The organism is Hymenobacter sp. H14-R3 (assembly GCF_030063445.1).
In the GTDB taxonomy this organism is placed as follows: domain Bacteria; phylum Bacteroidota; class Bacteroidia; order Cytophagales; family Hymenobacteraceae; genus Hymenobacter.
The window spans coordinates 41166-61377 of sequence record NZ_JASITD010000003.1; the positions used below are offsets into that span (position 1 = coordinate 41166).

18 protein-coding genes and 1 pseudogene are annotated in these 20212 nt (G+C 60.2%); 9 read left to right on the forward strand and 10 right to left on the reverse strand.

Annotation, left to right across the window (positions count from 1 at the left end):
• Positions 1-145: 145 nt before the first annotated feature.
• Complete coding sequence (sdaAA, locus tag QMK33_RS03910) at positions 146-1042, forward strand: L-serine ammonia-lyase, iron-sulfur-dependent, subunit alpha (protein WP_283563245.1); 897 nt, start codon at positions 146-148, stop codon at positions 1040-1042.
• A gap of 78 nt (positions 1043-1120) precedes the next feature.
• Here the strand turns inward: sdaAA and QMK33_RS03915 are convergent, their stop codons facing one another.
• The 8 genes from QMK33_RS03915 to ispF form a co-directional block, all read right to left on the reverse strand.
• Positions 1121-2176: a hypothetical protein gene (locus tag QMK33_RS03915; protein ID WP_283563246.1), complete on the reverse strand. Its 1056-nt coding sequence runs from the start codon at positions 2174-2176 to the stop codon at positions 1121-1123.
• Between the two features lie 26 nt (positions 2177-2202).
• Positions 2203-3243, reverse strand: coding sequence for a HipA domain-containing protein (locus QMK33_RS03920; protein ID WP_283563247.1), 1041 nt, complete (start codon positions 3241-3243; stop codon positions 2203-2205).
• Complete coding sequence (locus QMK33_RS03925; protein ID WP_283563248.1) at positions 3240-3575, reverse strand: HipA N-terminal domain-containing protein; 336 nt, start codon at positions 3573-3575, stop codon at positions 3240-3242. The genes QMK33_RS03920 and QMK33_RS03925 overlap by 4 nt, the downstream gene beginning before the upstream one ends.
• Positions 3553-3768: a helix-turn-helix domain-containing protein gene (locus QMK33_RS23555; protein WP_502867041.1), complete on the reverse strand. Its 216-nt coding sequence runs from the start codon at positions 3766-3768 to the stop codon at positions 3553-3555. Before QMK33_RS23555 ends, QMK33_RS03925 begins: the two co-directional genes overlap by 23 nt.
• A gap of 97 nt (positions 3769-3865) precedes the next feature.
• Positions 3866-5236: a lactate utilization protein B gene (locus QMK33_RS03930; protein WP_283563249.1), complete on the reverse strand. Its 1371-nt coding sequence runs from the start codon at positions 5234-5236 to the stop codon at positions 3866-3868.
• 55 nt (positions 5237-5291) lie between these two features.
• The gene (locus QMK33_RS03935; protein WP_283563250.1) at positions 5292-5669 is read right to left on the reverse strand and encodes a GxxExxY protein; all 378 of its coding nucleotides are present in this window, start codon (positions 5667-5669) and stop codon (positions 5292-5294) included.
• Between the two features lie 57 nt (positions 5670-5726).
• Positions 5727-7382: a M28 family peptidase gene (locus QMK33_RS03940; RefSeq protein ID WP_283563251.1), complete on the reverse strand. Its 1656-nt coding sequence runs from the start codon at positions 7380-7382 to the stop codon at positions 5727-5729.
• 104 nt (positions 7383-7486) lie between these two features.
• Positions 7487-7966, reverse strand: coding sequence for a 2-C-methyl-D-erythritol 2,4-cyclodiphosphate synthase (gene ispF / locus QMK33_RS03945; RefSeq protein ID WP_283563252.1), 480 nt, complete (start codon positions 7964-7966; stop codon positions 7487-7489).
• A gap of 163 nt (positions 7967-8129) precedes the next feature.
• On the opposite strand from ispF, the gene QMK33_RS03950 reads away from it, so the two are divergent.
• The 5 genes from QMK33_RS03950 to QMK33_RS03970 all read left to right on the forward strand — a co-directional run bounded on the left by QMK33_RS03950 (position 8130) and on the right by QMK33_RS03970 (position 15745).
• Positions 8130-8744 (forward strand): TetR/AcrR family transcriptional regulator, encoded by a 615-nt coding sequence (locus tag QMK33_RS03950; protein WP_283563253.1) that lies wholly within the window; start codon positions 8130-8132, stop codon positions 8742-8744.
• Between the two features lie 45 nt (positions 8745-8789).
• Positions 8790-10466: a TolC family protein gene (locus tag QMK33_RS03955; protein WP_283563254.1), complete on the forward strand. Its 1677-nt coding sequence runs from the start codon at positions 8790-8792 to the stop codon at positions 10464-10466.
• 101 nt (positions 10467-10567) lie between these two features.
• Positions 10568-11710, forward strand: a complete 1143-nt coding sequence (locus QMK33_RS03960) for an efflux RND transporter periplasmic adaptor subunit (protein ID WP_283563255.1) — start codon at positions 10568-10570, stop codon at positions 11708-11710.
• A 216-nt stretch (positions 11711-11926) separates the two neighbouring features.
• Complete coding sequence (locus QMK33_RS03965; RefSeq protein ID WP_283563256.1) at positions 11927-15367, forward strand: efflux RND transporter permease subunit; 3441 nt, start codon at positions 11927-11929, stop codon at positions 15365-15367.
• Between the two features lie 120 nt (positions 15368-15487).
• The gene (locus QMK33_RS03970) at positions 15488-15745 is read left to right on the forward strand and encodes an acyl carrier protein (RefSeq protein ID WP_283563257.1); all 258 of its coding nucleotides are present in this window, start codon (positions 15488-15490) and stop codon (positions 15743-15745) included.
• A gap of 532 nt (positions 15746-16277) precedes the next feature.
• On the opposite strand, the pseudogene QMK33_RS23560 reads toward QMK33_RS03970, so the two are convergent.
• Positions 16278-16391: pseudogene (locus QMK33_RS23560) on the reverse strand (YkvA family protein); the annotation flags it as partial.
• 413 nt (positions 16392-16804) lie between these two features.
• Positions 16805-17503: a C40 family peptidase gene (locus QMK33_RS03980; protein ID WP_283563259.1), complete on the reverse strand. Its 699-nt coding sequence runs from the start codon at positions 17501-17503 to the stop codon at positions 16805-16807.
• A 321-nt stretch (positions 17504-17824) separates the two neighbouring features.
• On the opposite strand from QMK33_RS03980, the gene QMK33_RS03985 reads away from it, so the two are divergent.
• From QMK33_RS03985 to QMK33_RS03995, 3 genes are all read left to right on the forward strand, one after another.
• Entirely contained in the window at positions 17825-18139 is a 315-nt protein-coding gene (locus tag QMK33_RS03985; protein ID WP_283563260.1) for a hypothetical protein, read from the forward strand.
• A gap of 381 nt (positions 18140-18520) precedes the next feature.
• Positions 18521-19687 (forward strand): C10 family peptidase, encoded by a 1167-nt coding sequence (locus QMK33_RS03990; protein ID WP_283563261.1) that lies wholly within the window; start codon positions 18521-18523, stop codon positions 19685-19687.
• 5 nt (positions 19688-19692) lie between these two features.
• The gene (locus tag QMK33_RS03995) at positions 19693-20184 is read left to right on the forward strand and encodes a hypothetical protein (RefSeq protein ID WP_283563262.1); all 492 of its coding nucleotides are present in this window, start codon (positions 19693-19695) and stop codon (positions 20182-20184) included.
• Positions 20185-20212 lie beyond the last annotated feature (28 nt).

A 20212-nucleotide genomic window follows, 5' to 3' on the forward strand; every position in this document is an offset into this window, starting at 1 on the left:
GGCTGAGCTTATTAAAGCAGCTCTCCTGCGCCGTTGGGTTTACTTATCCTGGCGGCGTGGTAGGGCTGCTTCGATGAGCTCAGCCTGACGTTCTTTTTTACCTTTAACATCTTTCTCCCCTCCCCTACCAGCTCCCACCCCACCCATGTCGCTCTTATTCACTGATTTCGCCTCCTGGCAGGCGCATTGCGCCGCTACCGGCGAGCCGCTCTACCAACCCGTGCTAGCCTACGAGATTGAGCAAAAGGGTGCCACGGAGGAGGCCATCTGGCCCACTTTGCAGCGGGCCTACGACGTGATGCGCGACGCCGTGCACGAGGGCCAGACCGGCAACATGACCTCGCGCTCGGGCATGATTAATAACGGGGCCAAGAAGATTGCCGCCTCGCCCATTACGGTGCTTTCGCCCGAGTTTAAAGAATTAGTAATTAGCGCATTAGGTGCCAAGGAGGTCAACTCGTGCATGGGCCGCGTGGTGGCCGCGCCCACGGCCGGGGCGTCGGGCATTTTGCCGGGCGTGCTCACCACCATTCAGCGCATTCACAAGCTCAGCGACCGCAAGATTTTGGAGGGCTTGCTGGTAGCAGCGGGCGTGGCGCTCATCATCGAGCAAAACGCCTCGCTGGCCGGGGCCGTGGGCGGCTGCCAGGCCGAAACCGGCTCGGCCGCCGCCATGGGCGCGGGCGCCATTGTGTACTGCCTGGGCGGCTCGGTGGAGGAAACGTTTGCGGCCGTGGCCATCACCATTCAGTGCATGCTGGGCCTGGTGTGCGACCCCGTGGCGGGCCTCGTGGAAGTGCCCTGCGTGGTGCGCAACGCCTCGGCGGCGGCCATCGCGTTTTCCTCGGCCCAGATTGCCATTGCGGGCGTCGACCCCGTTATTCCGGTCGACCAGTGCGTGGCGGCCCTCGGCGAGGTGGGCCAGAGCATGGAAACCCGCTACAAGGAAACCGCCCTCGGCGGCCTGGCCAACACCCGGCGCGGCCGCGAAATTGAGAAAATGGTGCTGGTGCAGGACGTCAACATTCTGCCCGATGAGTAACCGGTACTGCGCGGGTGGCACGGCGCAAAGTCCCGCGCCACCCGCGCACATTTCAACTATTTGTTGATCAGTTATTTACTAAATACTTGGCGGTGTCATCAGCAGCGCACCCAAAAACTTAAGAGAGGGCTCGTAGCGCACGCGGCGCTCCGTGTAGTGCTGCCAGGCCAGCTCCTCGTCGGGGCGCAGGGCCAGGCCGGCGGCACGCAGGGCCTGCCAGGCTTGGGCAAATTCGGCGCGGCCGGGCGTGGTGGCCGCCATTTCTTCGGGGGTGCGCAGCTCAACGGGCGTGGTTTCGGACTTTTTATCAAAAAAGCGGTGAATGCGATTCAGGGCCAGCACGCCGGCCGTGAAGGTGATTTCTACCTGCCGCGAGCGCGGCACGTCGAGCGCCGAAAACAGTAGGTTGGCGGCATCCAAGATGAGGCCGGTCGCCAGCACCCACGAGCGCCCCCCCTGCGGCGACCGGAAAAAGGCCAGCACCGGCAGCGAGGTATGGCTTTCGTCGAGTTCCACCAGCCACTGTTCCCAGGCCAGCCACTGGGCATCGTCATTGGTAAAATCTTTATCCTGGCCCAGCCACTGCACCAGGCCGTGCGGGGTGGCCGGCACCCCGGCCCGCAGCTCCAGCTGCGCCACCACCAGCTCGCGCCGCGAAAACGCCTGGTAGATGGTCGGAATATAGGAGATGAGCAGCGTAAGCAGTAGCAGCCCCAGCGTAGCTTCCGAATAGCTGAACACGTTGATTACGAAGTCGTTATTCTTGGCAGTGCCCAGCGTGAGCAAGGAGCTGCCGCTCAGCTCATAACTTTTGGTGAAGCCATCGACGCCGAGCGCCCAATAAATGCCCGCGTAGCCCAGCCCCACCAGCGCCAGCCAGCCAATGGGCAGCGCCACGAGCCCCACCGGCGCGTAGTGCGCCAGAATGCGGTCGCGGCGGGCGTAGTTGTTGGCGCGCCGCGCCGCAAAGTCGAACACGGCGCGCAGCCCCCCAAACACGAAGGCATTGAGCCGCACCGACTCGTTGCGTGGCAGCACAAACGAGCGAATGGCCCCCGATACGGTGGTAATGACCAGCCAACCGCCGGCCAACCCCGCCAACAGGCGCAATCCATATTCAACTGATGATGACATGGGCCGTGTACGGGCCGGGCAGCGGCTTAGCTGACCCGGCCGGCCAGCGAACAGCGCAGGCGCTGGCGGCGGCTGGCCAGGCTGGCCGCGTAGGCCGCCTGCCGGGCGGGCGGCAAAAAGCTGCGGGCTAGCAGCTTTTCGGTGGCGGCTTCGTGGCCCGCCATATCGGCCAGCACCCGGCGCACCCGGCTGATTGGCAGGCCAATACGAATGCCAAACTCCAGAAAGTCGTCGTAGGCCAGGTAGGCATTGGCCACGAAGCTGGGCGTTTCGTAGTCGTCGGCAAACAGGTCGAGGGCCAGGCCGTTACCGCCCTGCACGTGCAGGCTGGTATTGAGCAGGTCGTAGCCGGGCGTGAGGCCATACTCGCCGCCGGGCTGGCGATAGAGCGAGAAGTTCTTGAGGTGCGCGTCGCCGTTGCTCACCAGGTAGTTGAAGAGCGTGAGGCGGAAGAAATACGTTAGTTCGGCCACGTAGCTATCCGCTAAGTGCTGCCGAATGAGCCGCGCCATTTCCTCATGGCTAAAGTCGTATTTGTAGTTATCGCCGTGCTCCTGCTCGGTGCGCCCGCCCAGCTGCGCAAAGTCTTCCTGCGCCAGGCGCAGGCCATTGGGCTGCACATCGAAGCGGCGCGTCAGGTAGGCCGGGCTGCCATCGGCAAAGCGTAGTACCGCGCAGGCAGCGGTGGGCAGCTTGAATACCTGCCGGGCCAGCTGCATGGTAAAGTGCTCATTAGCTGGTAGTTCGTTTACATCACGAAAGCGGGTCGGCGGCACCGGCTTTAGGATATACTGGCCGCCCCGCGCCGTTAGGGCCAGGTGCGGCTCCTCCGCTTCCCGCGCCAGCCGAAGCGAAAATTTCTCCTGCACGCCCGATACCGAAATCTGGCGCGTTAGCTCGCGCAACTGCTGCAACTGCTGCAACTGCTCCTCGGTTGCCGTGGCCGGCGGGGCAAAGGGCAACACGGCGGGTACTGCGGTGCCATCGAAAAGCTCCTGGCGGCAAGCGGCGCAAAAATCAGTTTCCGCCTTCTTTAAGCGGCGTAGGCAGGCGGCGCAGACGGTCATACAGCAGGGGAAATTTCGCGTACCGTCACGGCCCCTATCGTTTCGGTGTGCGCCGTGCGCAGCAACCGGGTAAAGTGGTCCCGCTCATCAATTTTCAACTCCCGACACTGAATCTGCTTCGCCACACCTTCAGCCAGCAAGCCGTAAAAAAAGCTAAACAGCACCGGCGACACAAACGCCTCGGGCCACTTGGGCAGCGTGAGGCTGATGGCGGCCTGCGCACCCTGCAAATAAGCCGCCTCGTAGCGGAAGGAATACTGGAGCCCCGACCGCCGCAACACGCCCGCCACCGCGCCATTGTACAGTAACTCAGCGGCTTGCGGCTTCATCATTTTTGGGCACCAGAGTCAGGGTTAGGTTGAGTACCGCCGCCAGCTTTTCCAGTTGCCGCAGCCCCGGGTTGGCCCGGCCAGCCTCCAGTTCCCGCAGCAAGCGTACCGACAAGCCACTCAGTTCGGCTAGGTCCTGCTGCGTGAGTTCAAGCCGGAGGCGTTGCGCACGTAGTTGCTGGTGAATAACCGGCATTATGTTGCCTTTAATTGTGTTTTACTATGCTAATCTACAAATTAATTCACAGATTAGGCATTATCCTGCCTGTTTCTAATAAGAGTTGATTAGTTTCTCAATGGCTGGCCTGCCATAACTCCCGAAACGACTTATCGGCCACTTTCAGGCTTTCGCGGCGCTTGCGCCAGCCGGCCTGGTCGAGCAGGTAGCCGAGGCTGAAGTCTTTGAGGCGGCCGGGCAGCACATCGAGGGCCCAGCGGTGGCGCATGCTCCAGCGCCAGAGGCCGATGGCTACCTTTTCAGTGGCATTGTTGTGGCCTTCGCTCACGCTCTCTTGCCGATTGAGCAGCAAGAGGTTATGCAGGTTGATGCGCACCGGGCACACGCTGGTGCAGGCCCCGCACAGGCTGCTGGCAAAGCTCAGGTGCTGGTGCTCCTTCAGGCCACTCAGGTGTGGGCTGATAACCGAGCCGATGGGGCCCGAATAGGTGGTTTCGTAGGTGTGGCCGCCGATATTTTTGTACACCGGGCACACGTTGAGGCAGGCCCCGCACCGGATGCAGCGCAGCGCCTCGCGGCGGTCGGGCCGGGCCAGCAGGTTGGTGCGGCCGTTATCGAGCAGGATGACGACCATTTCGGTGGGGCCGTCGGTTTCGCCGGGCTGGCGCGGGCCGAAGTACACGGTGTTGTACACGGTGACTTGCTGGCCGGTGCCGCTGGTGCTCAGCAGCGGCCAAAACAGGTCAAGGTCAGTGAGTTGCGGAATAATTTTCTCGATGCCCACCACCGCAATGTGCAGGCCTGGAAACGTAGCCGAAAGGCGGGCATTGCCCTCGTTTTCGGTCACGGCCACGGCGCCTTCCTTGGCCAGCAGGAAGTTGCCGCCCGTAATGCCCACCTCGGCAGCGGTGTACTTGTCGCGCAGCAAGTGGCGGGCCGTGAGCACGAGCGCCTGGGCATCGTCGGTGCTTTCGGTACCTAAGTGCTTGACGAATATATTGTTGATGTCAGCCTTGCTCAGGTGCATGGCGGGCGTCACGATGTGGTAGGGCCGCTCGCCGTTGAGCTGCACGATGTACTCGCCCAGGTCGGTTTCGACCGATTCCACGCCCCGGCTTTTGAGGTACTGGTTGACGTGGATTTCCTCGGTGGTCATGCTCTTGGCCTTCACCACGGTGCGGGTGTGGCGCGCCTCGGTGAGGCGGCCGATTTCGGCCAGGGCTTCTTCTGTGGTGTTGGCCCACACCACGCGGCCGCCGCGGGCGGTGAACGCGGCTTCAAACTGGAGCAGGTATTCGTCGAGCTTTTCGAGCACCTGGGCCTTGAGGTAGGCACCGCGGGCGCGGGCCAGGTCATGGTTGGCGTAGTGCTGCATGCCCAGCGTGACGGCCGCATCGTACTTGCCGATGTTGAAGCGGATTTTGCGACGGTGCTCGAGGTCGAATGCCTTTTTGTCCGCGTCTATCAGGAATTGGTCAGCTTTCATTTTTTAGCGCGAAGTTTCGCGAAGTTGGGCGCGAAGTTTTGTAAAGCCGCTCCTTTTAGAGCTTGTTGACTACGCGGTGAATGTGCTCACGGAGCGAAACCACGTTGAAGTTAATCAATAAGCCCAACTTGCAGCCAGTGAGACCCAGGTAATTTTGAAGCTGCTTGAAATGGACCGGGGCCAATGCTTCCACCGATTTCAATTCAATGATAACTTTCTGGCCAACCAAAATATCGAGCCGGTAGCCAATATCTAGCTGCAAGCCGTCATATACTACGGGCACCCCTACTTCGGTAGCCACCACCAGTCCGGCTTTACGCAGTTCGTGGGCCAAAGCCAGCTTGTACACGTTCTCCAGCAAGCCCGGCCCCAGCACGGTGCTCACCTTAAACGCCGCAGTGCGAATGTGGCCATCAATATCATTTTCGTGCATATGAGCAGCGGCTTTACAAAACTTCGCGTCCAACTTCGCGAAACTTCGCGCTAAAAACTACTGCTTATTAGAATCCACTACCGGCCGCTCCTCCCGGTTGGCCAGCTCCCATGCGGTGTAAAACACCAGCCGCGCCCGCGCCTCCAGCTTCTCAAACTCGATTTTGGCAATCTCGTCGCTCGCCTCGTGGTAATCGGGATGCACGCCATTGAAGAAGAACGCCACCGGGATTTTATGCACCGCGAAGTTGTAATGGTCCGAGCGGTAGTAGAAGCGGTTCGGGTCGTTGGGGTCGTTGAAGCGGAAATCGAGGTCGATATTACCGTGGGTGCGGTTGGCCTCCTGCAATACGCTGTGCAGCTGCGACGACAGCTTGTCGCTGCCGATAACGTACACGTAATCAGGCTTATTCAGGTGCGCCTCATCACTGCGGCCAATCATGTCGATGTTGAGGTCGGCGATGGTGTTAGCCAGCGGAAACACCGGGTGGCTGGTGTAGTACTCCGAGCCCAGCAGGCCTTTCTCCTCGCCCGTGTTAGCCAAAAACAAGATGCTGCGGCGCGGCCCGTGCCCGGCGCGGGCGGCCTTGGTAAAGGCCTGCGCAATAGCCAGCATGCCCACCGTACCCGAGCCATCGTCGTCGGCCCCGTTGTACACCTCGCCCCCAATGATGCCCAGGTGGTCGTAGTGCGCCGACACCACCAATACCTCGTCCTGCTTATCGGTGCCCGGCAAGAAGCCCAGCACATTTTCGGTGCCCACCTCGCTGCGCTGCTGCGGCGCGCTAAGGCTGAATTTCACGGGCTTCAGCTTATTGGCCACCGGCTGCCTGGCGGTAGCCGTGGCGGCCTCGTAGCTGCGAATAGTAGCCTCGTTGGTGCCCAGCAGCTTCAGGGCCAGGGCCGGCGACACGAAAAACGACGGGGCCCGCCCACCCGCCGCGTCGGCGGCTGCAATGGTGGGCTGCATCACGCGCGGGGCCAGCCGGGCCGCCACCTTGGCGAAATCGCTTTTGCCCGAAAAATCGACGAAGAACACGCTGCGCGCCCCCTTCTGGGCGGCTAGCGCGGCCTTGGCCCGAAAATCGACGGCCCACTTGGTGGCACTACCGTCGGGGCTGAGCACCGACTTGCCGTCGGCCGTGTGGGGCTCGCCCAGCAACACAATGATATCCTGGCCTTTCACGTCGCGGCCGGCGTAGTCGAAGTACGGGCCCTGCTCGATGCCGTAGCCCACAAACACCGGCTGCACCGCCGTGGCCTGCTGGAACGGCGAGCGCCCGAAAGCGTAAAAATCTTTCAGCCACTCGTAGGCCTTGCCGCCCACCGTGAGCGTGCCGCCCGGCAGCCAGGAGCTGCGCTCCAGGTTGAAGGTTTGCAAATACGGGTTGGCGGCATTGCTGACCACCGGGGCCACCAGGCTGTCGGCGGCAAACTGCTGGCTGATGTAGGCGGCGGCCATTTTCTGACCCTTAGTGCCGGTTTCGCGGCCCTCATACTCGTCGGAAGCCAGCACGCCGAGGTCGCGCCGCAGGTGCTCCTGCGTGATGTAGCGGGTGGCATAAAGGGCAGCGTAGTCGGCGGCCGGCGCGGGCGGCGCGTCTTTTTTGGCCAGGGTGCCGGGCTTAAATTTAGTTTTGACCTTGGTGGGCGTTTGGGCTAGCAGCGGCGCGGGCAGGGCCAGAGCGGCCAGTAGCAGAGCAGTATATTTCATAAAGTAGAAACGCGCTACGGCGCGCTCAGGCGGTAGAGTTGGCAATTGCTGGTAACGACAGTTCAGACGACGGCAACGATAGCGCGCCATGGCGCGGGCCATCGTTATTCTTTGGTAATCAACACGGTGGCGTAGGCGGCCACGCCCTCGCGGCGGCCCACGAAACCCAGCTTTTCGGTAGTAGTGGCTTTAATGGAAATCAGGTCTTCCTCCAGGCCCATTACCTCGGCCAGCACGCGCTGCATAGCCGGAATGTGGGGGTTCACCTTGGGCTGCTCCAGGCAGATGGTGGAATCTATGTTGCTGATTTCGTAGCCCTTGGCGCGCAAAATGCGCATCACCTCGGCCAGCAGGCGCTTCGAGTCGATGCCCTTGTACTGGGGGTCGGTATCGGGGAAGTGGAAGCCGATGTCGCGCAGGTTGGCCGCGCCCAGCAGCGCGTCGCAAATAACGTGGATGAGCACGTCGGCATCGGAGTGGCCGAGCGCGCCGTGGGTGTGCGGCACCTCGATGCCGCCGAGCCAGAAGGGCAGGCCGGGCTGCAGTTGGTGAACGTCGTAGCCGAAGCCAACGCGGATTTTCATAAGCGCAAAAAGAAAATGGGAAAAACTACCCCGCCACGAAAGTAAAACGGCGGGCCGCTCGTCATGCCAAGCGCGGCCCAACCGGGGCGGCTGGCTCGACGAAAGAAACTTTGGAAACTTTGAACTCACCTAAAGTTTCCGGCGTATCTTTGCCGTGTTAAACATGGAAATCAAAGACCGCATTATCACCCGCGCCGCTGCGCTCTTCATGCGCAACGGCATCAAGAGCGTGAGCATGGACGACGTGGCCGCCGACCTCGGCATGTCGAAGAAAACGCTTTATAAAACCTTCACCAACAAGGATGACATTGTGCTGGCCGTGATATCGGGCCACTTGTGCCAGGCGCAGGGCGAGTGCTCGCGCGTGGCTAGCCACGCCGCCGATGCGGTGGAAGAGATGCTCACCATCTCGGCCTGGGCCGACCAGCAGTTCACCAATATTCACCCCAGCATTTTCCACGACCTGCGCAAGTATTACCCCACGGCCTGGGCGCTGTTTTCGGAGCACAAGGGCACGTTTATCCTCGACCAGATAACCCAGAACCTACGCCGGGGCATTGCCGAGGGGCTGTTTCGGACTGGCCTCGACGTGGAGGTGCTGGCCCGCCTCAACCTGGCCCAGATTGAGCTGGCCTTCGACCCCGACCTCTACCCTCCCACCCAGTTTGCACCCGTGCGGGTGAATAAGGTATTCGACGAGCATTTTTTGCTGGGCGTGGCTACGCTCAAAGGTCACCGGCTATTCAATAAGTACCAACACATTACGGAGGAGGAATAAGCTGCTTGCCAGCTGGTTTCGACAAGTTCTTTCGTTTACCAATCCATGAAAAAAAGTACTCTGGGGGTCTTGCTGGCGGCCTCGGCGCTGGCGCTGGGCCCGTGGGCCCCGGCCCTGGCCCAAACGCCGGCTGCCCTGCCCACCCCGCCCCTCGCCGGCCCCATGGCCCTGAGCCTGCAACAGGCCGTGCGCTACGCCGTGGCCAACAAGCCCAGCCTGCTCAGCACCCGCCTGGCCGAGCAAACCGCCCACGCCAAGGTAGGTGAGGTGAAGGCCCAGGGCCTGCCGCAGCTCAACCTGGGGGCCAACCTGGCCGACAACTTCAAGCTGCAAAAGAGCCTGATTGACCCGAGCGCCTTTGGCGGCGGCGCGGGTGCGCTAAACGGCACCACGCTCACGCAACGCGATATTGCGGCCGCCCAGGCGGGCCAGGCCGTGACCCTGTCGCCCGCCTACGCCGCGCCCGTGGCGCTGCCGCCCCAGGCCATTGCCTTCGGCCTGCAATACGCGGGCAACTCGTCGCTATCGCTCTCGCAGCAGCTTTTCGACGGCTCGTATCTCATTGGCCTCAAGGCTTCTAAGGTGTATGAGGAGCTGAGCCACAAGCAAACCCAGCAGGCCGAAATCGACGTGGTGGAGCAGGTGAGCAAGGCCTATTACAGCACGCTGGTGGCCCGCTCGCGCCTCACGCTGCTGGCCCGCAACGTGCAGCGCCTCGACACGGTGCTGTACCAAACCAACCAAACCTTTAAGGCGGGCTTTGCCGAAAAGCTCGACGTGGACCGCCTGCGCGTACAGCGCAACAACCTGGTGGTGGAGCAGCAGAAAGCCCTGCGCCTCACCACCTTAAGCGTGGCCCTGCTCAAGTTTCAGATGGGCTTGCCCCAGGCGCAGCCCGTGCAACTCACCGACTCGCTCGGCGCGGCCGTGGTGGATGCCGGCACCCTGCGCCGCAACCTGGGCACGGCCGATTTCAACAACGGCGGTGGGGTCGATGGCCTCGGCGGCGTGCCCAGCGCGCCCCTCAATGCGCCTACTGGTGCCCCCACCAGCGCGCCTGGCCTCAATAACAACAACGGCCAGCCGGTGCAGGCCCAGGCGGCCTTCAACTACAACAACCGCATCGAGTTCTCGACCCTGCAAACCCAGCAGGCGCTGGCGGGCCTCGACCTGCGCAACCGCACGGCGGGCGCCTACCCGCGCCTCGCCTTCACGGCGGCCTACGGCTTTTCTGGCTCGGCCAAAACGGTGAGCGACCTGTTTGCCTTCCGCGGGCCCGATTCGCGCAACGCCAACAATTTTCCCAACCAGAACTGGTTTGGCTTCGGCAACGTGGGCCTGGCCCTCAACGTGCCGGTGTTTGATGGCTTCCGCCGCCGCTACCAGGTGCAGCAGGCGCGCATTGCGCAGCAAACCATTGAGAAGGGCATGGAAACCCTGCGCCAGAGCATCGACTTGCAGGACACGCAGAGCCGCACCACGCTCATCAACGCCCTCGATGTGCTTGACAACCAGAAGGCTAACCTCGACCTGGCCGCCGACGTGGCCCGCGTCACGCGCATCAAGTTCAACGCCGGCGTGGGCTCCAACATCGAAGTGATTACGGCCGAAACCTCCCTGCGCGAGTCGCAAACCAACTACTACGCCGCCATTTACGATGTGCTGGTGGCCAAGGTAGACCGCGACAAAGCCACCGGCGAGCTGTACAGCCAAGCCAAGTAACCCCTTGAAAAAGAACGTCCTGCTGAGTGTGCCGAAGCATCTCGCCTGAACCGTTGAGTAGTTGAATTAGTAACCCCGCGAGATGCTTCGGCAAGCTCAGCATGACCACTACCCCAATGCGCCCCACTTCCTTACTTTTTTCCGCCACCCTGGCCGTTGCCCTCGCTTCGTGCGGCGGTGCCAAAGACCCCAAAGCGGAGCTAGCCACGCTGAAAGCCAACCAGGCCGCCACCCAGGCCAAAATTGCCGACCTCGAAGCCAAAACCGGCGCGGGTAAGGCGGCCGAGGCCGCCGGCGCGGTGCCGGTATCGGTGCTGAAAGTGACACCCCAGAACTTTGCCGGCTACCTTGAAGTACAGGGCCGCGTCGATTTCGACCAGAACGCCACCGTGGGCGCCCGCGCCGCCGGCACGCTCACCAGCGTGCGCGTGCAGCGCGGCGACCGCGTGAGCAAAGGCCAGGTGCTGGCCACCGTGGATGCCAGCATCCTGGACGCCAACATGGCCGAGCTGCGCACCCGCCTGGACCTGGCCCGCATCATCTACCAGAAGCAGGCCGGCCTGTGGAAGCAGCAGATTGGCACCGAAATTCAGTACCTGCAAGCCAAGAACACCTACGAGGGCTTGCAGCGCAACCTCTCGACCCTCAACCAGCAGCGGGCTCTCTACAATGTGGTGGCCCCCTACGCCGGCGTGGTCGACAACGTGCTGCCCAAGCTGGGCGAAACCGTGGCCCCCGGCGCGCCCGTGGTGCAGCTCAACAGCGGCAAGGGCGGCAAGATTCTGGCCGATGTGAGCGAAGCCTACGCGGGCAGCATCAAGGCCGGCGACAAGGCCTTCGTATCGTTGCCCGACCTGGGTAACGAGCAGATTGCGAGTACCGTACGTACCGTGAGCCGCACCATTTCGGCCACCAGCCGCACGTTTACCGTGGAGCTGCGCCTGCCCGGCAACCAGGCCGGCAAGCTGCGCCCCAACATGGTGGCCACCGTGCGCATTCAGAACTACGGCAGCAACAACACCACCGTGCTGCCCGTGGACCTGGTGCAGCACGACGAGGAAAACGCCTACGTGCTGGTAGTCAACCGCGAGGGTGGCAAGGCAGTGGCCGCCAAGCGCATCATCAAAACCGGCCAGACCTACAACGGCAAGCAGGAAATCACGAGCGGCCTCAAGCCCGGCGACGAGGTTATCTCGGCCGGCTACCAGAACCTGAATGAAGGCCAGTTGGTGAAAATCAGCTAAGCATTAGTTGCCTGCCCTAGCGTGCGCCTCACCCCCCGGCCCCCTCTCCGAAAAGGAGAGGGGGAGCCTGACGACTACTACCGTCCGCTTGCGGTTGGCTCCCCCTCTCCTTTCCGGAGAGGGGGCCGGGGGGTGAGGCGCAGCTAGGGCAGTACCAGCACAGTATTAATAAGTAAACTATATACCCTTCACCTAGCAGCTAAAAGCTTACAGACTATGCAGGATATTGAGAAGGAATTTGGACCCACCAGCTGGTCCATCAATAACAAGACGAGCATCTACATCATCACCCTGATGCTGACGATTGCCGGCTTGTTTGCCTACGTGAAGCTGGGCAAGGAGAAATTCCCGGACATCGTGATTCCGCGCATTATCGTGGCCACGGTGTACCCCGGTACTTCGCCCACCGACATCGAGAACCTGGTGACCCGCCAGCTCGAAAAAGAGATTAAGAGCGTGAACGGGGTGAAGAAGATAAGCTCGACTTCCAACCAGGACTATTGCATTGTGGACGTGGAGTTTAACTCCGGCGTCGATGTGCAGGCCGCCAAGCAGCTCATCAAGGATGCCGTGGACAAGGCCAGCACCGAGCTGCCCAACGACCTGCCCAGCGCCCCGCTGGTGAAGGAAGTCAACATCTCGGAGCAGCCCATCATGTACGTCAACCTGAGCGGCAACCTGCCCGCCGCTCAGCTCAAAAAGCTCGCCGACGACTTCCAGGACAAGATTGAGGCGCTGCCCGAAATCACCCGCGTCGATATTGTGGGGGCTCTGGAGCAGCAGGTGAACGTGGATGTGGACCTGTACAAGCTGCAAGCCTCGCAGCTCAGCTTTACGGATATTGAGGCGGCCATTGCCCGCGAAAACATCACGATATCAGGGGGTTCCATCGACGTGGGGGCGCAGAAGCGCGCCGTGCGCGTGGCTGGCCAGTACGTGAACGCCGCCGACATTGCCAACATCCAGATTAAGAACCTGCGCGGCTCGCCAGTGCGCCTCGGCGACATTGCCACCGTGCAGGACGGCTTCAAGGACCGCGAAAGCTTTGCCCGCCTCGATGGCCAGTCGGCCGTGGCCCTCAACGTGGTGAAGCGCCAGGGCGAGAACCTGCTCGACGCCTCCGACAAGATTCACGCGCTGGTGAAGGAGTCGCAGGCCAGCATGCCCAAGGGCCTGAAAATCACGATTACCGGCGACTCGTCGAACGAAACCCGCACCACGCTTACCGACCTGATTAACACCATTATCATCGGCTTTTTGCTGGTGACCCTGATTCTGATGTTTTTCATGGGCACCACCAACGCGCTCTTCGTGGGCTTGTCGGTGCCGCTGTCGATGTTCCTGGCGTTCATTATGTTGCCGCTGTTTGGCTTCTCGCTGAACATGATTGTGCTCTTCGCCTTTCTACTGGCGCTGGGCATTGTGGTGGACGATGCCATTGTGGTGATTGAAAACACCCACCGCCTGCTGCACGAGCACCCCAACCTGAGCACCGCCAAGGCGGCCAAGTTTGCGGCCGGCGAGGTGTTTATTCCGGTGCTGGCGGGCACGCTCACCACGGTAGCACCGTTTGTGCCGCTTATGTTCTGGCCCGGCATCGTGGGCTCGTTCATGTTCTACCTGCCGGTTACGCTCATTCTCACGCTGGGCGCTTCGCTCATCGTGGCCTTCGTAATGAACCCGGTGTTTGCCGTGAGCTTCATGCAGCGCGAGGAGCACCTGGATAAGGTGGAGAAGCCCCAGCTGACCCGCAATTTCCTGCTGGGCATGGGCGGGATGCTGCTGGTGGCCATCGGCGGCTACCTGTCGGGCTCACCCTTCCTGGGCAACCTCATGCTCGCCGTCATCACCCTCTGCTTCCTCGATAAGTACGTGTTTGTGTACCTGATAGCCGGCTTCCAGCGCAGCTTGCTGCCCCGCCTCCAAAACGGCTACGCCCGGCTCGTGGAGCTGGCCGTGGGCGGCACGGTGTGGCGGCAGGGGGCCATTCTGGCCGGCCTGCTGGTGCTGGGCGTCATCAGCATTGTGGCCGTGGGCGCGCGCAAGCCCAAGGTGGACTTCTTCCCCAAGGGCGACCCCAAGTTCATTTATACTTACCTGCGCATGCCGGTGGGCACCCGCGTGGAGGTAACCGACTCCATCACCCGCATCCTCGAAAGCCGGGTGTACAAGGTGATTGGCCGCAACAACCCCGACGTGGAGTCGGTGATTACCAACGTGGCCATTGGGGCCGGCGACCCCACCGAGGCCACGGCCGCCGGCACGTCGCAGTCGCACATGGGCAAGGTAGGCGTGGCCTTCAAGGAACTGAGCGAACAAAAAGGCAAGGCCACCCACATCTACATGGATGAGATTCGGGAGGCGGTAAAAGGCATTCCGGGGGCCGAGGTGTCGGTAGACCAGGAGAGCAGCGGGCCACCCCAGGGCAAGGCCGTGGCCATTGAGATAAGCGGCGACGACTACCCTAAGCTGGCTTCGCTGTCGAAGAAAGTGGAACGCTACATCGACTCGCTCAAGATTGGCGGCATCGAAGACCTGCGCTCCGACTTGCAGGACCGCAACCCCGAAATCGGGGTGAGCATCAACCGCACCCGCGCCAACCGTGAGGGCATCAGTACGGCCCAGATTGGCTCGGAGGTGCGCACAGCCATCTACGGCTTCGAGGCCAGCAAATTCAAAACCCCCGATGATGAATACCCCATCCAGGTGCGCTACGCCAAGCCCTACCGCAACAACGTGAACGCCATTGTGAACGCGCCGCTCACCTTCCGCGACGCTACCGGCGCGGTGCGCCAGGTACCCATCTCGGCCATTGCCGACGTTACCTACGGCACCACCTACGGCGGCATCAAGCGCAAGGACACGCACCGCCTCATCACTATCTCGTCCAACGTGCTCAACGGTTTCACCGGCCCCGACGTGGTGGCCAACGTGGAGCGCGCCCTCAAGAGCTTCCCCACGCCGCCCGGCTACACCGTGAAAATGGGCGGTGCCCAGGAAGACCAGAAGGAAACCAGCGACTTCCTCGGCATAGCCGCCGTGGGGGCTATCGGCCTCATCTTCTTGGTATTGGTTACCCAGTTCAACTCGGTGAGCAAGCCGCTCATCATCCTCTCCGAAATCATTTTCTCGATTATCGGCGTAATGCTCGGCCTAGCCATCTCGGGCATGAACATCTCCATTGTGATGACGGGCGTGGGCGTAATCGCGCTGGCCGGCATCGTGGTGAAGAACGGCATCCTGCTGGTCGAGTTCACCGACATGCTGCGCAGCCAGGGCATGGGCCTGCACGACGCCATTGTGCTGGCCGGCCGCACCCGCCTCAACCCGGTTATCCTCACGGCCACGGCCGCCACGCTGGGCCTCATTCCGCTGGCCATCGGCCTCAACATCGACTTCTACGAGCTCTTCAACTCGGGCCACCCGCACTTTTTTCTGGGTGGCGAGTCGGTGGTGTTCTGGGGCCCGCTGGCCTGGACAATCATTTTTGGGTTAACGTTTGCAACCCTTATCACGCTCCTGGTAGTCCCGGTGATGTATCTGCTCAGCGAGAAACTGAAGGCCAAAATCTCGGGCCGCGACTACAACTCCCCGCCCCCCTCCCAGGAGGTAGATGAAGAGGAAGTAGAGGCGGCCACGCCCGCGGTACTGGCCTAAAGTTTGCGACGGTCCGCCGGTTGCTACCCACCACTCAGCGAGTGCACAGCAGCAACCGGCGATACCCCGCATTCCCGGTATACCTCACTTCCTTATTTTTCTGTTATTGCAAAAAGTTTTATGCTCACTATCACATCTACCCCCGCCCCCAAGACTATCGAGCAGCAGGTGCTGCGCATTATCAGCAAGCGTAAGGATATCAAGGCCGTTCGCCTGCGCCGCACGGCCAGCCTCAGCCGCGACCTACGCTTCGATACCGTTGATTTAGTGGATATTATCCTGGAGCTGGAGCGCAGCTTCCACATCACGGTGCCCGACGAAGTGCCCTTCTACACCGTCGGCGACTTTGTGCGCTACGTAACGGCCCACGCTGCGTAGTCTGAACCGCGGATTTGTCGGATTAATCGGATTTTGGTGGCGATTATCCACGTACTCAAACGCAAAAAAGGCTGCCCATTTGGGCAGCCTTTTTTGCGTTAACTGTCTTCAGACAAAGGTAAAAGTAGCTCGCCACCAAAATCCGACAAACCCGATTAATCCGCGGTTCAGACTACCGCACGTTGCCGCCGGTAGCAGTGCGGCCGTCGTTATCGGCGCGCGAGCCTTCGGTAGTGTTGCCGGGGGCATCGCCGCGGTAGGCGGTATCATGCCCAGCATCGGGGCCAGCCTCATGCACGGGGCGGGTGGTGGTGCTACTGGGCGAGCCCAGGCCCGCGTCGGTGGCCGACTGGCCCGTGCCGCTGGGGGCCAGGGGAAGGTCAATGGTGCCGGTGCTTTTGGCCGACTGGTTGGTGGTGCCGGCCGTGCGGATTTCCCAGGGCTCATTCTCCATCACCACGGCCGAGCCCTTGGTGTTTTCCCACTCGTGAAACCTATCAAGCTCGTGCTTAATAGAGGTGGAGAACCAGGCAATCAGCGCCATATCGTCGAGCAGGCCCACCACCGGAATGAAGTCGGGGATGAGGTCGATGGGCGAGATAAAGTAGACGAGCACGGCCACGGCGGCAATTACCGTGGTGCGGGGCACCCCCGTGTATTCGCCCGAAACGCTCAGCTTGATGAGACGGAACAGGCTTTGCAGCGTGTCCCACACCTCGTGGGCGATGGTGCCGATTTCTTTTTTCTCACGCGCCTTATTAAAGGCATCCATCAGCAGCTTTTTGAGGCGGGTGGGCTGCGTGATGTAGCCCTCGGCGGCGGCCAGGAATTTCTTGAAGATGGCCGAAGCAGCAATGTCTTTGCCGTTGGGCGGGGTAGAACCAGTAGTAGCCATGCAAAAAAAAGTAGAAAGCGCGGCAGTTGCGCCGCAGCAGTACGTTCAGGTCCGTGTACTGCATTCGCCGCCTCCAAGTTATGCAGGGCCCAAAAAAGGGCTCCCAGCGCAAGTGCCGGGAGCCCTTTTTATAAGCCTGAAAACCCATTGCCCTTATCAGCAGCTTACTCGGGGCGGGCGCTGGCCGCGGCGGTGAGCAACTCGGCCGTTTCGGCGGCGGTGGCATCAGCCGAGAGGGCTTCGGTGCCGGCCACGCGGCCCGCGGCGTAGAAATTGCGGTGGTAGTACGCCTGGTTGAGCGAGCTTACCATGACGCCGCCGTTGCAAGCCGAATGAGCAAACTTATTGTCTTTCAGATAGATACCCACGTGGTAGATATTGCCTTTGCCGTGGCTGAAGAACACCAGGTCGCCGGCCTTCATATCAGTCTTAGCCACCCGCTGCACCGTAGTAAACATGGAGCGCGAGCTGCGCTTGAGCGTGATGCCGTACACCTTCTTAAACACCTGCGATACGAAGCCCGAGCAATCGGTGCCCCGGCGCGACGCGGCCCCGTAGCTGTAGGGCGTGCCCAGCCAGTCGGTCACGGTCTGGAGCAGGCTCTTATTCTCGGTCTGGGCCAGCTTGAGGCCCAGCGTCTGGTTGTAGTAGCCGTAGGCCAGCGAATCGCGCGAGGCGGTGGTAGCGGGCGGCTCCACAGCGGCCGGCGGGGTGCCGGCCTCCAGCAGGCCCGATAACAAAGAAGCCTCGGCGACAGCCGGAGCCGAAACACCAGCCGAAGCCGAAGCATCGGGCATTTTTTCAAAGCAGAAGGAGAGCGCCAGGGAGGCAGCGGCGAGGCAACACAGCAGGGTATTCTTCATTGTCCGTCGGTGGGGTGGGCACCGGCCGGCGCTCTAAAGCTGCTGGCCGGGTAAAGGGAAAATTTCGTAGACTGTTGCGCTAGGCAGTGCCGTGAAAACGGCCAGAATTAAGGTTGAATAAATGCGTGCTTACTACCTTTTTAAAGCAACTTTAGGGGGTAGTAATCAGCCAAAGCTAAGCACTAAGCTGGTAACCAACCTATCAGATTCTTCGAAAAAGTCAACATAACTTATTAAAATACCAAATAAAAGGTGATTTTTAGCATGGCAGCTTGCAACCCTGCTCAATTTTTCCTCGTAGCATAGCCCGAATTATATACAATGAGCCAGCCCCCTACTTTCGTCAATTCGCCCCTGGCCCGCATTGCGCGGCTGGTGCTGGGCCGCGCCCCCCGCGTGGCCATGGTGCTGGGCCACACCGTGCACCTGAGCGGGGCCACCCGCGAAGAATTTTTGGCCGATGCCGAGTGGGTGGCGCACGAAGAAGTGCACCTGCGCCAGGTGCGCGACCTGGGCCGCCTGCGCTTCCTGTACGAGTACCTGCTGGAGTCGGCGCGGGTGGGCTACTACGCCAACAAGTTTGAGGTGGAGGCCCGCGAGGGGGCGCGGCTGGTAGTGGCGGCCGCCGCGCCCTAGCGCCCCGCCACCCCCGGCTCTTCCGCGAGGGGGCGCGGCTGGTAGTGGCGGCCCGGCAGCGAGGCCAGCAGGCCGGCGCGCGGCGCGGCTAGGTGCGCGCCGGTGAGGCGGAAAGCAAGCTTAGGAACTGAAAAGCTGCCGTATTAAAGCACCTGAGGCACTTGCGAGTTATATTTTTGCGGAAGAGCGCAAAATAGCGAGGCAGTCTTGTAAATTTGAGGCGTACCCTTTAATTCCTTTTCCCTTTATGCTCAACCATTTACCCCCCCCACCCAACGGCTTCGCCAGCTGCTGCTGGTTGGCGTAGGCTGCCTGGTTACTTTCTCGTGTAAGAAGGAAGCTGAAACGCTTATACCACCAGTTAACGTAATAAGCTATGAAGTGACAGCTACGCAGGCTGCTTTAGCCGCTGAGAATATTGCGCTCAGTAGTGGCGTTGTTGCTCAACGCAAAAATAACCAAGCGAAAAACGATACGCAGCGGGTTTTTCAGGGGCCTCAGCGGGTGTTGAACTTAACGCCTTTGTTAGCTTCAGATGGTAAGCCAGCTTTGTATCTCTGCAACTATGCGAAAGGGGGCTTTGCTATAATTGCGGCCGACCGGCATATGCAACCAATCCTGGCGCTCTCCGAATACGGTGCCCTCCCCACTACTAATTTACAGGGTACCCGTGCAGTATCGGAAGGGTTAGCTTCTTGGCTAGAAACTACCCGGCAGCTGGCAGTTGCCCTTCGTCAAAATCCCAGTGAAAAGAATACGCAGCTGGGCGCACCTGTAGCTTGGGCAACGCTGGTTGATAAACCGGGGGACCTATCGAAAACATTTTTCACTATATCTGGTCCACCTAGCCCTACTTATCGGCCCCTCCCGCCTGCTGACCCACCCGCGGACCCGCCGACGGTACAAGTTGGACCATTGATGCATACGACTTGGGGGCAGGGCTGTGGCTACAATGATAATGTAACTGCTAGCGGAGACTGGTACTATTGTTACCATTGCCCGACAGGCTGCGTAGCCACTGCACAAGCGCAAGTAATGTATTACTGGCACTATCCGGCTTCCTTCAATTGGGCAGCTATGCCGCTCAATCACGGCACTCCGGCTACAGCTCATCTTATGGATGACCTGGGAGGAAAATTGCAAATGGACTATGCACCAACTGGCTCTGGTACAGATGCTGGTTACATCGACGATGCGCTAAAAGACAGGTATGGCTATAAGTCTGCCGAGTATAAAAACAATCAAGACCCAGGGCTGTTTCAAACTGTTGTCGACAATCTGAATGCAGGCCAACCCGTTATTTTAGGTGGATTCCCTAGCGTCAATTGGTTTGGGTATCCAAATGCAAGTGGGCATTGCTGGGTCTGTGATGGATACATCCAGTCTTACAGCGATGGGTACGGATACCTCTATTTTGCGATGAATTGGGGTTGGGACGGTGCAAGCAATGGCTGGTTTGGCTACAATAATTGGCAGGTAACGGATGTCAACGGTGACACGCACAACTACAATTATGCCAAACAGTACATTATCAATATTCATCCGTAAGTAAGATGAAAATACTTTTGATATTTTTAGCTTTTTTAAGCCTGTGTGGTTGCAAGAAACCCGCTAACCCGACCGGCAACACTATGCCACCACCAATTAATTTCGCGTTACTCGATAAGCAGGGTAATCAATTGCTTACCAGCACTTCAACTCCTATTAAAGTATATTTCCTCAAGGGTACTCAACCAGTTTATTTGGGTAGCGAATGTGCTGGAGGGGGGTGCACAATGGTAAGGGAAACGTATACTTCGACAGGAAATCCTAAATACTCGTACAAGTATTCTTCCTTAGACATGTCATTAGTAAGTGCCGACGGTGTTAAAACATTTTACCTAGAGCTTGGAGGTAAAACTGATACACTCGTTTGGGATGTGCAAAAAACCAAACCCAACGACCCATTGAATAAGTACGATGTTGTAGCAGTACTTTTCAATGGGAAGCCAGTGATTCCAGACCCAGACCAATTACCTATTTTACCATTTAAACGCCTCCATTGATTATTAGCAGTTGTAAAGTAAGAGCACC